This is a genomic window from Cupriavidus yeoncheonensis, assembly GCF_905397275.1.
GTDB lineage: Bacteria > Pseudomonadota > Gammaproteobacteria > Burkholderiales > Burkholderiaceae > Cupriavidus > Cupriavidus yeoncheonensis.
Genome location: NZ_CAJPUY010000004.1, coordinates 361,503 through 373,149, shown reverse-complemented (window position 1 = coordinate 373,149; position 11,647 = coordinate 361,503). Strand labels below are relative to the sequence as shown.

General features: G+C 66.5%; 13 protein-coding genes. 8 read left to right on the top strand and 5 right to left on the bottom strand.

Annotation, left to right across the window (positions count from 1 at the left end):
* The first annotated feature begins 650 nt into the window (after positions 1 to 650).
* The 3 genes from KHO22_RS07935 (at position 651) to KHO22_RS07930 (ending at position 2,608) form a co-directional block, all read left to right on the top strand.
* Complete coding sequence (locus KHO22_RS07935) at positions 651 to 1,250, top strand: thioredoxin family protein (RefSeq protein ID WP_211946547.1); 600 nt, start codon at positions 651 to 653, stop codon at positions 1,248 to 1,250.
* Positions 1,251 to 1,302: 52 nt separating this feature from the next.
* A complete protein-coding gene (locus KHO22_RS32725) occupies positions 1,303 to 1,437 on the top strand; it encodes a hypothetical protein (protein WP_268914529.1) in 135 nt (44 codons plus the stop codon).
* A 154-nt stretch (positions 1,438 to 1,591) separates the two neighbouring features.
* Positions 1,592 to 2,608 carry a zinc-binding alcohol dehydrogenase family protein gene (locus tag KHO22_RS07930; RefSeq protein ID WP_211946546.1) on the top strand — a complete coding sequence of 339 codons (1,017 nt, stop codon included), beginning with the start codon at positions 1,592 to 1,594 and terminating at the stop codon, positions 2,606 to 2,608.
* Positions 2,609 to 2,713: 105 nt separating this feature from the next.
* On the opposite strand, the gene KHO22_RS07925 is transcribed toward KHO22_RS07930, so the two are convergent.
* Positions 2,714 to 3,007 carry a GYD domain-containing protein gene (locus KHO22_RS07925; RefSeq protein ID WP_211946545.1) on the bottom strand — a complete coding sequence of 98 codons (294 nt, stop codon included), beginning with the start codon at positions 3,005 to 3,007 and terminating at the stop codon, positions 2,714 to 2,716.
* A gap of 286 nt (positions 3,008 to 3,293) precedes the next feature.
* Positions 3,294 to 3,806, bottom strand: coding sequence for a MarR family winged helix-turn-helix transcriptional regulator (locus KHO22_RS07920; protein WP_211946544.1), 513 nt, complete (start codon positions 3,804 to 3,806; stop codon positions 3,294 to 3,296).
* Positions 3,807 to 3,942: 136 nt separating this feature from the next.
* Here KHO22_RS07920 and badH point away from each other — a divergent pair, with 136 nt between their 5' ends.
* Genes badH through aliA form a run of 4 tightly spaced genes read left to right on the top strand, consistent with a single transcriptional unit; the run spans position 3,943 to position 8,437 of the window.
* Complete coding sequence (badH, locus tag KHO22_RS07915; protein WP_211946543.1) at positions 3,943 to 4,710, top strand: 2-hydroxycyclohexanecarboxyl-CoA dehydrogenase; 768 nt, start codon at positions 3,943 to 3,945, stop codon at positions 4,708 to 4,710.
* Positions 4,711 to 4,763: 53 nt separating this feature from the next.
* Positions 4,764 to 5,546, top strand: coding sequence for a 2-ketocyclohexanecarboxyl-CoA hydrolase (badI, locus tag KHO22_RS07910; RefSeq protein WP_211946542.1), 783 nt, complete (start codon positions 4,764 to 4,766; stop codon positions 5,544 to 5,546).
* Positions 5,547 to 5,575: 29 nt separating this feature from the next.
* Positions 5,576 to 6,727: a cyclohexanecarboxyl-CoA dehydrogenase gene (gene aliB, locus KHO22_RS07905; protein ID WP_211946541.1), complete on the top strand. Its 1,152-nt coding sequence runs from the start codon at positions 5,576 to 5,578 to the stop codon at positions 6,725 to 6,727.
* Between the two features lie 48 nt (positions 6,728 to 6,775).
* Positions 6,776 to 8,437 (top strand): cyclohexanecarboxylate-CoA ligase, encoded by a 1,662-nt coding sequence (gene aliA, locus KHO22_RS07900; protein WP_211946540.1) that lies wholly within the window; start codon positions 6,776 to 6,778, stop codon positions 8,435 to 8,437.
* 65 nt (positions 8,438 to 8,502) lie between these two features.
* Here aliA and KHO22_RS07895 read toward each other — a convergent pair whose 3' ends face one another.
* The 3 genes from KHO22_RS07895 to KHO22_RS07885 all read right to left on the bottom strand — a co-directional run bounded on the left by KHO22_RS07895 (position 8,503) and on the right by KHO22_RS07885 (position 10,567).
* Positions 8,503 to 8,826, bottom strand: a complete 324-nt coding sequence (locus KHO22_RS07895) for a DUF2917 domain-containing protein (RefSeq protein WP_211946539.1) — start codon at positions 8,824 to 8,826, stop codon at positions 8,503 to 8,505.
* A 16-nt stretch (positions 8,827 to 8,842) separates the two neighbouring features.
* Positions 8,843 to 9,772, bottom strand: a complete 930-nt coding sequence (locus KHO22_RS07890; RefSeq protein ID WP_230426773.1) for an alpha/beta fold hydrolase — start codon at positions 9,770 to 9,772, stop codon at positions 8,843 to 8,845.
* Positions 9,773 to 9,958: 186 nt separating this feature from the next.
* Complete coding sequence (locus KHO22_RS07885; protein ID WP_211946537.1) at positions 9,959 to 10,567, bottom strand: TetR/AcrR family transcriptional regulator; 609 nt, start codon at positions 10,565 to 10,567, stop codon at positions 9,959 to 9,961.
* A gap of 298 nt (positions 10,568 to 10,865) precedes the next feature.
* Here KHO22_RS07885 and KHO22_RS07880 point away from each other — a divergent pair, with 298 nt between their 5' ends.
* Positions 10,866 to 11,240, top strand: a complete 375-nt coding sequence (locus KHO22_RS07880) for a helix-turn-helix domain-containing protein (protein ID WP_211946536.1) — start codon at positions 10,866 to 10,868, stop codon at positions 11,238 to 11,240.
* The last annotated feature ends 407 nt before the right edge of the window (positions 11,241 to 11,647 follow it).

Genomic DNA, 11,647 nt, shown 5'->3' with positions numbered 1-11,647 from the left:
TGCTGGCGCACGACCGGGCGTATGACCGCGACTACGTCTCGGTCAGGCCTGCCTGACGGCAGGCCGGGCTAGCAGGAAAGGAAGGCAGGACCCGTCCACAGGTTGCGACGGATAGATGAGCATCATGGCAAGACAGGTCGGACCGCGGGAGCGCAAGCCCAACGAGTCACCGGTGCTACCAAGCACGAACAAAAGATAGGGACGCTCCCGGCGGATATCCATGAAGGCCCGCAGGCTCGCCTGCACCGCAAGGCCGGATATAAGTCTGCAACCAGTCCTGCTCAAGCCAGCATGTTCGTCTTACCTTGCAAACCGGGGCGCGTTCATATAAGTGACTCGCCGGCTACGCCGGCGAAACGGCAGCGTATGCCAAGCACGACACGCCAATCAAAACCCTACCGGCTACGCCAGCGAAACAGCGGCGCCCGCCAAGAGCGTCACAGCCCATCCCGCCAATTCGACGACGAACCCTTTGTATCCCTCTGTATCACCCCCACGCGCCGATACGTGAGCACGCGCACCGGGCCTCCATGCAATAAGGCCGCGATACACCGGTCGACTTAAATGCAGGCGTGGCAGCGCGATGAACGCGCCAGCCACATCGCCCAACGACCAGAGAGCGCGACCGGCGTCGCGTCCCAGCCCCAATCATGCGCACCTTCATTCGCGCCGCCATGGCAGCGGCCATCCTCATTGCCATCTATGTCTTCAGCACCGGGTTCGGTGCCTCGTCCGGCCCGGACATTGCGGACCAGGGCAAGGCTCCCGAGTTCACGGACATCGACCACTGGCTGAATTCGCCGCCGCTTTCGATGCGCGAGCTGCGCGGCAAGGTCGTGCTGGTCGATTTCTGGACCTATTCATGCATCAACTGCATCCACACGCTGCCCTACGTGAAGCAGTGGCACGAGAAGTACAAGGACCAGGGACTGGTCGTGGTCGGCGTGCATACGCCGGAGTTCGCCTTCGAGAAATCGACCGCCAATGTGCAGGAGGCCATCCAGCGCTTCGGCATCCGCTATCCCGTTGCGCAGGACAACGCGTATGCCACGTGGTCGGCATTCCGCAACCAGTATTGGCCGGCCACCTACCTGATCGATGCACAAGGGCGCATCGTCTACCGCCACTACGGTGAAGGGAACTATGCCGAAACCGAGGCGGCCATCCAGAAGCTGCTGGCGCAGCGCACGTCGCCACCCGAGGATGCAAAGTCGAAATCGGTCGTTGGGGCAGGGGCGGATCGTTCATAGACTTCAGGCAGGGCCGGCGGATCGACCGCACGGCCCCTTGCAAGGAGTCTTCATGGCCGAGTGGCTCGACTGGCTTACCGCGATCGGCGCGGCCGTGGTCGTGTATGCGGCCTTGCGCTACCCGATCTACCCGCCTGGCTTCTACGACGACGAGCCTGCCAGGACGAAGGCGCGGCAATCCCATTGAGAGTGGTGTCCGGGATTTTCCCGAAATCCGGGAAAGTGATTGCCGGATCATCCTGCTAATCAAAGAGGTCAATAAAGGCTACGCTACAGTCCATTCTTCCCTGACCGGCTGGCGGGCACGCCCGCCAACCGGTACGAACCACCGGACTGTGACCATGAAAGCCATCGGCCTGACCCGCTACCTGCCCATTTCCGATCCTGATTCGCTGGTCGACATCGAGATCGAAACCCCCGCCGCGTCCGGCCGTGACCTGCTGGTCAAGGTCGAGGCGATCGCCGTCAACCCGGTCGACGCCAAAGTGCGCGCGCCCAAGCCGCAGGTGGAGGCGAATCCGCGCGTGCTGGGCTGGGATGCGGCCGGCACGGTCGTTGCCGTGGGGCCGGATGTCACGCTGTTCAAGGTGGGCGACCCGGTCTACTACGCGGGCAGCATCACGCGCCCCGGCGCCAACGCGGAGTACCACCTCGTGGACGAGCGCATTGCCGGGCACAAGCCGGCATCGCTCGATTTCGCACAGGCCGCGGCCCTGCCGCTGACGGCCATCACCGCGTGGGAGGCGCTGTTCGACCGGCTCGGCGTGTCGCCCAAGGGGGACGATGCGGGCAAGTCCGTGCTGATCATCGGCGGTGCGGGCGGCGTGGGCTCCATCGGCATCCAGCTCGCCAAGACGCTGGCGGGCCTGACGGTGATCGCCACGGCGGCGCGGCCGGCGTCGCAGGCGTGGTGCAAGCGGCTCGGCGCCGACCATACCGTGGACCATCGCGGCGACATGGCGGCGCAGTTGAAGGCGCTGGGGTTTGCACAGGTGGACTACATCCTGTGCTTCAACGACACCGATGGCCATTTCCCGGCCATGGCGGAGCTGGTCGCGCCGCAGGGCAAGATCTGCACGATCGTCGAGAACGCGGCACCGCTGCCGGTCGAGCGGCTCAAGAGCAAGAGCGCGGCGCTGATCTGGGAGTTCATGTTCACGCGCGCCATGTTCGGCACGCCCGACATGATCGCGCAGCACCGGCTGCTCAACGAGGTGGCGCGGCTGGTGGATGCCGGGCGGCTCCAGGCCACGGTCGGGGAACACCTCGGCACGATCAACGCGGCCAACCTGCGCCGCGCCCATGCCATGCTCGAAGGCGGCCAGACCATCGGCAAGCTGGTGCTGGAAGGGTTCTGAAGCCGGCGGGCGCGCAAGCGCCTGCAAGCGCCCGCAAGCCCCCGAAAGCAGAAAGCGCCTGCCGCACGCAAGTGCCCGGCAGGCGCTTTCCGTTTTATGCCCGCATCAACGCACCTTGCCGAGAATGCCCTGCATTTCGTCGGCATTGAACGCGCGCAGCGTTTGCGTACGCACATTGCCCTGCGCACCGATCGACATGCCGAAGGCGGTCATTGCCGCGTCATCCGATGCTTCCGCGACCAGCACCACGTCATAGGCGCCGAGCGTCCAGTAGATGTCCTTTACCTGCACGCCGAGCTGCGCCCCCATTTCGCGCACCGCGGCGGCGCGCTTGGTGGTGTCCTTCACGGTACGGATGCCCTGGTCGGTGAAGGTTGCCAGTACGAGATATCGGGTCATGTTGTGTCTCCGGCAAGTTGGATCGGCGCCGTCGGCGCGGCTGGCGCCGACGGTGGTTCAGGGCTTCGGAGCGTGCCGGGCGGCCCGGATATCGGAGCCCGGGCCGCGTGCGGGAGGTGGAGCGATGAGGCGCTCGCGCCTCGGGGGAGAGGCGCCCCTGGCATCTGAGCAAACTAGCCATCACGCAAGTTGCGCGCCACGCGCCGTACCAGGCGGCTTTCCGGTCTTCAGGGGTGACGCGCGGCGCGGCCATTGGCTCGCACCGTTGCAGGCGTGATACGGCTGGTCAGTCGCTTTCAGCGTCTGCAGCGCCGGTATCCAGTGCCTGCATATTGTCCAGCAGCTTGAGCAGGTAGTGCAGCGTATGCGTCAGGTCGTTCGTGGAGAAGCCATCGAGCGCGCGCTCGTAGTAGTCGCGGATCTTCGGCTGTGCCTGGTGCAGCCACACCTCCCGTCCGGTTTCGCTCATCCGCACCAGCCTCGACCGGCGGTCCCGCCCGTCCGGCGCCAGGCTTACGTGGCCGTCCCGCTCCATGCGGCTGACCAGCCCGGACAGGTTCTGGCGGCTCACCATCAGGTATCGCGCCAGGTCGCCCACGCTCATGCCGTTGGCGGCCTCCGGCCGCGACAGCGCGCCCAGGACCGCCCACTGCTGCGTGGTCAGCCCCTCGGCTTCCACGGCGCGGGAACCGGTCTTATGCAACATGTTTGCGCATTGATAGAGGCGAAAGAACAGCCGGTTGGCCAGTTCCATCCGTGCGTTTGGGGCGATATCGTCGCCAAATTCCGGGTTAACCATGATGCTATCCATTGATTGAGAGCCTTGCGTGCTGACACGACACAGCCTAGTATAGGTAAATATATTTACCTAATTCAGTGGCGACGCGTGATTCGATGGCGGCACGATAGCACTGGAGACCTCGTAGGAGAAAGCTGTGCAAGGACTCAAGGGCAAGACGGTCATCGTGACCGGGGGTGGTGGCGGTATCGGCGGCGCAACGTGTTTGCGCTTTGCACGGGAAGGCGCGGCAATAGGCGTGCTGGATCTGGGCGCGGATGCGGCACGGACGGTGGCGGCGCGCATCACCGAGGCCGGCGGACGCGCGTTCGCAATACCTTGCGACATTACCGACCGCGCCAGCGTGGATGCGGCAGTGGCGGCGGTCCAGCACGAACTCGGTCCTGTCGACGTGCTGGTCAACAACGCGGGCTGGGACGTGTTCAAGCCCTTTACGCGAACCGAGCCCGCGCAATGGGAGCGCCTGATCGCCATCAACCTGACCGGCGCGCTGCATATGCATCACGCGGTGTTGCCCGGCATGGTGGAGCGCAGGCAGGGACGCATCATCAACATCGCCTCGGACGCGGCGCGCGTGGGGTCGTCCGGAGAAGCCGTCTATGCCGCGTGCAAGGGCGGGCTGGTGTCGTTTTCCAAGACCATCGCGCGCGAACATGCGCGCCACGGCATCACGGTCAACGTGGTGTGCCCGGGGCCGACGCAGACCGCGCTGTTCGAAGACTACAAGCAGGGTGCCGGCAACCCCGAGAAGCTGGTGGAAGCGTTCACGCGCTCGATCCCGCTCGGCCGCATCGGCCAGCCCGACGACCTGCCGGGCGCGATCGCCTTCTTTGCCAGCGATGACGCGGCATTCATCACGGGACAGGTACTCAGCGTGTCCGGCGGCCTGACCATGAACGGCTGACCATCGACAACACGCAACACACACACAAGGCATCCGACCGGAGACAGAACACCATGCAATACGAAGACATCCTCTATGAAGTCCGCAACGGCGCGGCCTGGATCACCATCAACCGCCCCGGGAAGATGAACGCGTTCCGCGGCCGCACCTGCGACGAGCTGATCCACGCGATCAACCGTGCCGGCTACGACCGCGAGATCGGCGCGATCGTGCTGGCCGGTGCCGGCGACAAGGCGTTCTGCACCGGCGGCGACCAGTCCGCGCATGAAGGCCAGTATGACGGGCGCGGCACCATCGGCCTGCCGATGGAAGAGCTGCATAACGCCATCCGCGACGTGCCCAAGCCCGTCATTGCGCGCGTGCAGGGCTATGCCGTCGGCGGCGGCAACGTGCTGTGCACGATCTGCGATTTCACGATTGCCTCCGAGAAGGCTGTGTTCGGGCAGGTCGGGCCGAAGGTCGGTTCGGTGGACCCTGGCTACGGCACCGCTTTCCTGGCCCGCGTCGTCGGCGAAAAGAAGGCGCGCGAAATCTGGTACCTGTGCCGCCGCTATCCCGCCGCCGAGGCGCTGGCGATGGGCCTGGTCAATGCCGTGGTGCCGCATGAGCAGCTCGATGCCGAGGTGCAGAAGTGGTGCGACGAGATCCTGGAGAAGAGCCCGACCGCCATCGCCATCGCCAAGCGCTCCTTCAACATGGACACGGCCCACCAGAGCGGCATCGCCGGCATGGGCATGTATGCGCTGAAGCTCTACTACGACACCGAGGAATCGCGCGAGGGTGTCAGGGCCTTCCAGGAAAAGCGCAAGCCCGAGTTCCGCAAGTACGCGAAGTAAGGCGCCGCCAGGCAGATCGAGAAGACACCATGAATCCCTACCTCAACGAAGACCTGCAGGCGCTGGCCGGGCATGCGCGCCGGTTCGCCGATGAATGCATCGCGCCGGGTTTCCTGGAACGCGACAAGACGCGCGTGCTTGACCGCACGCTGATGCGGCAGATGGGCGAGATGGGCTTTATCGGCCCCGAGTTGCCGGAGGCCTGCGGCGGGCAGGGCATGGGTTGCCTGGCCGCGGGCGTCATCCACGAAGCCGTCGCCCGCGCGGACCTGAGCATGTCGTACGTCAACCTGCTGGCCTCGCTCAACGGGCAGATCCTGGCGCAGCATGCTTCGCCTGAAGTGGGGCGGCCATGGCTGCAGCGGCTCACGCGCGGCGAGGCCCTGCTGGCGATCGCGCTGACCGAGCCGCGCGGCGGGTCGGACGCCGCGAGCCTGCGCCTGCGCATGGAGCGCGTGGGTGACAGCTATGTGCTCAATGGCGAGAAGACGTCGATCTCGGCGGCCGACCAGGCCGATGCCGCCGTGGTCTTTGCGCGCACCGGCAGCGTCGAGGATGGCGCGCGTGGCATCTCCGCCGTGCTGGTGCCGATGGACTTGCCGGGCGTGACGCGCAGCCGCTTCGACTGCCACGGCCAGCGCGCGATCGGGCGCGGCTCGATCTTCTTCGAGAACGTGCGGGTGCCGGCGGACCACTTGCTGGGCAGGGAAGGCGAGGGCTTTGTCCAGGTCATGCAGGGCTTCGACTTCTCGCGCGCGCTGATCGGCCTGCAGGTGCTCGCGGTGGCGCAGGCGGCGCTCGACGAGACCTGGGAGTACGTGGCCGGGCGCCAGGCGTTCGGCAAGCCGCTGTCCGCGTTCCAGGGTGTATCGCATCCGCTCGCGGATTTCGAGACGCAGGTGACGGCTGCACGCCTGCTGTGCCTGCAGACGCTGTGGCTCAAGGACCAGGGGCTGCCGCACACGGCTGAAGCCGCCATGTGCAAGTGGTGGGCGCCCCGGCTCGCCTACGACGTGGTGCACCAGTGCCTGCTGTCGTTCGGGCATGGCGGCTATGACCGCGGCGTGATGGAACAGCGCCTGCGCGATGTACTGGGCTTTCAGATCGGCGACGGCACGGCCCAGATCATGAAGACCATCATCGCGCGCGGCCGTGCCGGGCGCGCCGCGGTGCCGGCCTGAGGCAGCCGGCGGGCCGGGCTATCCATACAAGTACAGAGGAGACAAGCGATGGATTTCGACGCGGTACTGATTGCGCCGCGCCGCGCGGCGAGCGTGGCGGCAGGGCTTTGGCATGACCGGACCATCAACGACTATCTCGACGCCAGCGTGGCGCGCTCGCCGGACGGGGCCGCCGTCACCTCGCTGCAGGTGGAGAGCGGCGCGGTGCGGCGCTTTACGTGGCGGCAGCTCGACGCGGTGGTCGCGCGTATCGCCGTCGAGCTGAGCCGGCTCGGGATCGCGCGCAATGATGTGGTGTCGTGCCAGCTGCCCAATGGCTGGGAAGTGACGACGCTGTACCTGGCCTGCGCGCGCATCGGCGCCGTGCTCAATCCGCTGATGCCGATCTTCCGCGAGCGCGAACTGGCGTTCATGCTGGCGCACGCGGGCAGCAAGGTCGTGGTTGTGCCGCGGCGGTTCCGCGGCTTTGACCACGCGGCGATGCTGGCAGGATTGCGCGCGTCGTTGCCGGACTTGCGCCATGTCGTGGTGACCGGGAGTGATGGCCCCGACGGGTTTGAAGCCATGCTGTGCGGATCCGGCCATGAGGACGATCCGGATGCACCGGCCATTCTGACGCGCGCTCGACCGGGCCCTGACGACATCACGCAGCTGATCTATACGTCCGGCACCACGGGCGAGCCCAAGGGCGTGATGCATACGTCCAACACGCTGCTGTCGAACATCCTTCCGTATGCGGAACGGCTGCGCCTTGGTGCCGCAGACGTGGTGCTGATGGCCTCGCCGATGGCGCACCAGACCGGCTTCATGTACGGACTGATGATGCCGGTGGTGCTCGGCGCGCATGCGGTGCTGCAGGACATCTGGGACCCGGTGCAGGCGGCCCGGCTGATCCGCGAAACCGGCGTCACCTTCACCATGGGATCGACGCCGTTCCTGACCGACCTGGCCGGCACGGTGACGGAATCGGGCCAGCCGGTGCCAAGCCTGCATACCTTCCTGTGCGCGGGGGCGCCGATCCCCGGGGCGCTGGTCGAGCGGGCCCGTGCGGCGCTGGGCGCGAGCGTCGTCTCGGCCTGGGGCATGACCGAGAACGGCGCGGTGACGACCACGCTGCCCGATGATGCCGAAGCGCGCGCGTCGACGACCGACGGCGTGCCGCTGCCCGGTGTCGAGGTGACGGTGGTGGACGGACTTGATGCGCCCGTGCCCGCCGGCGATATCGGGCGGCTGCTGGTGCGGGCATGCTCGAATTTCGGCGGCTATCTCAAGCGATCTCAACTGAACGCCACCGATGCCGAGGGCTGGTTCGACACCGGCGACCTCGCGCGGATCGATGCGCAGGGCTATGTGCGCATTGCGGGGCGCAGCAAGGACGTGATCATCCGCGGCGGCGAAAACATCCCGGTGGTCGAGATCGAGACGCTGCTGTACCGCCATCCCGCCGTGTCGCAGGTGGCCATCGTCGCGTATCCGGACGAACGGCTGGGCGAACGCGCCTGCGCCGTGGTCGTGCCCCGGGAGGGGCAGGGCTTCGACAAGCAGGCGATGGTGGACTTCCTGAAGGCGCAGAAGGTGGCGCTGCAGTACATCCCCGAGCGGCTGCTTGTGCGGGACGCCTTGCCGGCAACGCCGTCCGGCAAGGTGCAGAAATTCAGGCTGCGCGAAATGCTTCAGGAGCCGACGATCGAAGGTAAATTAAGCAATTAACTGACAGGCCGTCCCGACCACCCGCATGAGCGGGACGGCGCTTCGCGCCACCCCGCCAGAAAGCGCTAGTTGCCGGTGCGCAAAGGTTGGGCCAGCCCCAGCAGGCGCTTGAAACGGCTACGCCAGCCGTTTCCGGCAACGCCGCCCGATCGGCAGCGCGTCACGCGCAGGGTGGCCGGGGTAACGGCGTAGAGTTCCACGCGGCTGGCTTCGGGCAGCGTGAAACTCTCGCTGGCGGCGAGCGAGGTGTCCTTCGGATCGCCATCGCGGATCAGCCACAGTTCGCCCTCGGTGCAGCGCACCGCGACGCGTTCGCCCGGGTCGGCCACTACGCGCAGCGACGCGCGGGCGGGCAGGGTGGCAGTCATATCGTTGCTGACCAGGAACATGTCGGTTCTCCCGTGCTCACTGCAAGGCCAGGTCCGGCCGCGCCAGCCCCGGTAAAGATTGCGCGGCCGCCGGCCGGATGAAACCGGCGATGCGCGCGATGACGCCCGCGTCCTGCAGGATGCGCCGGTGGCCCAGGCCCTCGGTCGTCACCAGTTGCGACTGCGGCCACGCGCCGGCAATGGCGGCGCCATCCTCCCAGCGCACCTCGCGGTCGTGCCGGTCATGGACGATCAGCGTCGGCGGTACGGGGCGCGTGCGGCCCACCTCCGGCACGTTGAAGGCGGACCAGGGCATGCCCAGCCATTGCTCGCTGTCGCGCTGCATGCGCGCGAGCACGCGCGGACCGATGCCGAGCCGCCACGCCATCGTCGCGCAGGCGGCGTGCATGTCGGCCGGCGGGCCCACCATCACGGCGGCGCGCACGGGCAGGCCTTCGCGAATGGCCAGCGCGGCGGCGGCACTTCCCAGCGAGTGCGAAACCACCGCATGCACGGGGCCCGCGTGCCACGCCGCCGCCAGCAGCGAGCGCGACATCTCGAGCACGGAGGTCTGCGTGCTGCCACGCACGCCGGCATCCGAGGCCCCGTGCGACAGCGCATCGAAGGCCACCACGCGCATGCCGGCTGCCAGCAGTCCCTCGACTACCGCATGCCACTGGCCTGCATGGCCGCCCCAGCCATGGGCCAGCAGCACGACAGGGCCTTTGTTGCCCCAGCGATAGACGCGCACGCGCCGGCTCGGTCCGTGGCCAACCACCAACGCCCAGTCGGCACGCGCGCGCTCGATCACGCGCCGTGCTGCGCCGTTCGGGATCGCATGCGGCGGGCCGAACCACAGCCTTTCCAGCGCCCGCGCCGTGCCCGCCGGGTCGAGCAGGCTGCCGGCCTGCCAGCGCAGGCGCGTCAGGGCGCCCGCTGCACCCTGGCCCGGAGCCGTCAGCTTCACGGCGGGGCCTGGGGCCGATGATGAAAGTCCTTGCCTCACAACAACCACCTCCAACTGATTGGACGCGCGGATCGGTCCGGATCAGGCCGTTCGTGCCTGTCGCTGTCTGCGCTGTTATAAAGAACGACCAGTCGTGCTTTTTTAAGGAAAGTCCGGCACTGCCGTTCAGGATCCTTCATGGCTATGTCAGCCTGCCATCGACGTCCGCTGACGGGTGCGTTCAAGCAGGCCGGCAAACGCGCGCCGCGCCATGGCTTCGGCGTCGGCGCGCCCCAGCAGCTTGAACGACTGCTGGAAGGACATGCCGATGCCCACCAGTTCGAACGCGAACTGGCGCGGATCGACATCCGGCGCGACCTGGCCTTCCTCGATGCCGTCGGTCACCACGCGGGCGATGGTGCCGTGCCAGTCCTTCAGCGACTGCACCACCTGGTCGCGGATCGCGCCCGGCTTGTCGCGGTATTCCTGGCCAAGCGCCATAAACAGGCAGCGTCCCTGGGTTACGGTGCCGCCCAGCCATTGCAGATAGCCTTCGAACAGCGCCTCCAGCCGCGGCACGCCGCGCGGCTGGCGCATGGCGGGGCGCGCGACCATCGTGGCGAAGCGTTCGATGGCCAGTTCCAGCACGGCCTGCTGCAGCGCCTCCTTCGACTTGAAGTGCGCATACAGCCCACTCTTGGACATATTCGTGTCCGCTGCGAGGCTCGCCAGCGACAGCTGTTCGAACCCGACCCGGGTGGCTGTGTCGAGCGCCTGTTCGATGATGGCGTTGCGCGTCAGTTGGCCTTTTTGCATGGAATGCAGAATAGCACGACCGGTCGGTTTGTCAATGAAGTTATCCCTGCTTGGGCGTTGGGGCGGTCACGTCCTATGGTTTTCGCGTCAACGCAATCGGCACATTGTCGTTAGTGTCAGGGCGGTGCGGCGATGCAGTGCAGTATCCGGCCCATAGACAGCCGGCTTTGGCCCCGGAAAACCTCGTTGCAAGAAATCTGCACAAAGTGTTTCGGCAGTTACATACGGAATGCTTTGCGTGCTCTATACTCGAATGCACGTCCGCGCACTTTTTTTTCACTGGTGACTGGAGACCGACATGAACAGTACAGCCGTGCCAAGAGGCGCTAGCGAACCGTTCCGGCAACTGCGGGCGTTGCGTCGAGCGCGCAAGCTGAAGCAGGAAGACGTTGCCCGAAAGGCGGGGATTTCGCGAGAAGCGTACCTGCGGGCAGAGTCTGGCCAGGCCGATCCCCGCATGTCGACCTTCCTGGCCGCATGCGAAGCCCTCGGGCTTGAAGTCGTCCTGGCGCCGCAGCATCTTGCGGCCGACGTAAACGCATTCATCGCCAGCCGCAATGGCGGCGTCACGGCAGCCTCGATGGCCGGCCAGCCGGCAGCCGCGAGTGCGCCGGCGACCGCGGCCAGCCCGGCAACCGGTGGCTTCGGCTCCGGTACAGGCGAGGGCCACTAGCCAGCCTTCTCATGACTCTGCCTGACCGGCCACGTTCCAGACGCGGCCGGCGGGAGCGGAGGAATGCCGGAAAGGGGGGCAGCAACCGGCACAGTGCGAGATGGACTGTGCCGGTTGCTGTTGTCTGCTTTTTCGGTGGTTACATCGCATCATCGCCTTTGGCTGCTTCGCGACTCACTAGTCAGCTGGCGGCCGGCATCAATGTCTCTGGCGCCGACACTTTCCCTTTTTTGGTTTTTCAGCTGAGCCGCGCGCAGCGCAGCCGTTGGCGTCCCCATAACGCCGCTTTCGGCAACGGTCACCAAGTAATCCCGGTTCCTCCATCGGGCGGTTCGCCCACCACGAAAATGCGCTTTCTGTCGCTTTTGCCGTCCGCGCAAAAGTGACTCGTCGGCTGCGCCGGCGAG

Excerpts from the sequence above, each read along its gene's own strand:
- KHO22_RS07935 (WP_211946547.1), top strand. The coding sequence starts at position 651 with ATGCGCACCTTCATTCGCGCCGCCATGGCAGCGGCCATCCTCATTGCC.
- KHO22_RS32725 (WP_268914529.1), top strand. The coding sequence starts at position 1,303 with ATGGCCGAGTGGCTCGACTGGCTTACCGCGATCGGCGCGGCCGTGGTC.
- KHO22_RS07930 (WP_211946546.1), top strand. The coding sequence starts at position 1,592 with ATGAAAGCCATCGGCCTGACCCGCTACCTGCCCATTTCCGATCCTGAT.
- KHO22_RS07925 (WP_211946545.1), bottom strand. The coding sequence starts at position 3,007 with ATGACCCGATATCTCGTACTGGCAACCTTCACCGACCAGGGCATCCGT.
- KHO22_RS07920 (WP_211946544.1), bottom strand. The coding sequence starts at position 3,806 with ATGGTTAACCCGGAATTTGGCGACGATATCGCCCCAAACGCACGGATG.
- badI (WP_211946542.1), top strand. The coding sequence starts at position 4,764 with ATGCAATACGAAGACATCCTCTATGAAGTCCGCAACGGCGCGGCCTGG.
- aliB (WP_211946541.1), top strand. The coding sequence starts at position 5,576 with ATGAATCCCTACCTCAACGAAGACCTGCAGGCGCTGGCCGGGCATGCG.
- aliA (WP_211946540.1), top strand. The coding sequence starts at position 6,776 with ATGGATTTCGACGCGGTACTGATTGCGCCGCGCCGCGCGGCGAGCGTG.
- KHO22_RS07895 (WP_211946539.1), bottom strand. The coding sequence starts at position 8,826 with ATGTTCCTGGTCAGCAACGATATGACTGCCACCCTGCCCGCCCGCGCG.
- KHO22_RS07885 (WP_211946537.1), bottom strand. The coding sequence starts at position 10,567 with ATGCAAAAAGGCCAACTGACGCGCAACGCCATCATCGAACAGGCGCTC.
- KHO22_RS07880 (WP_211946536.1), top strand. The coding sequence starts at position 10,866 with ATGAACAGTACAGCCGTGCCAAGAGGCGCTAGCGAACCGTTCCGGCAA.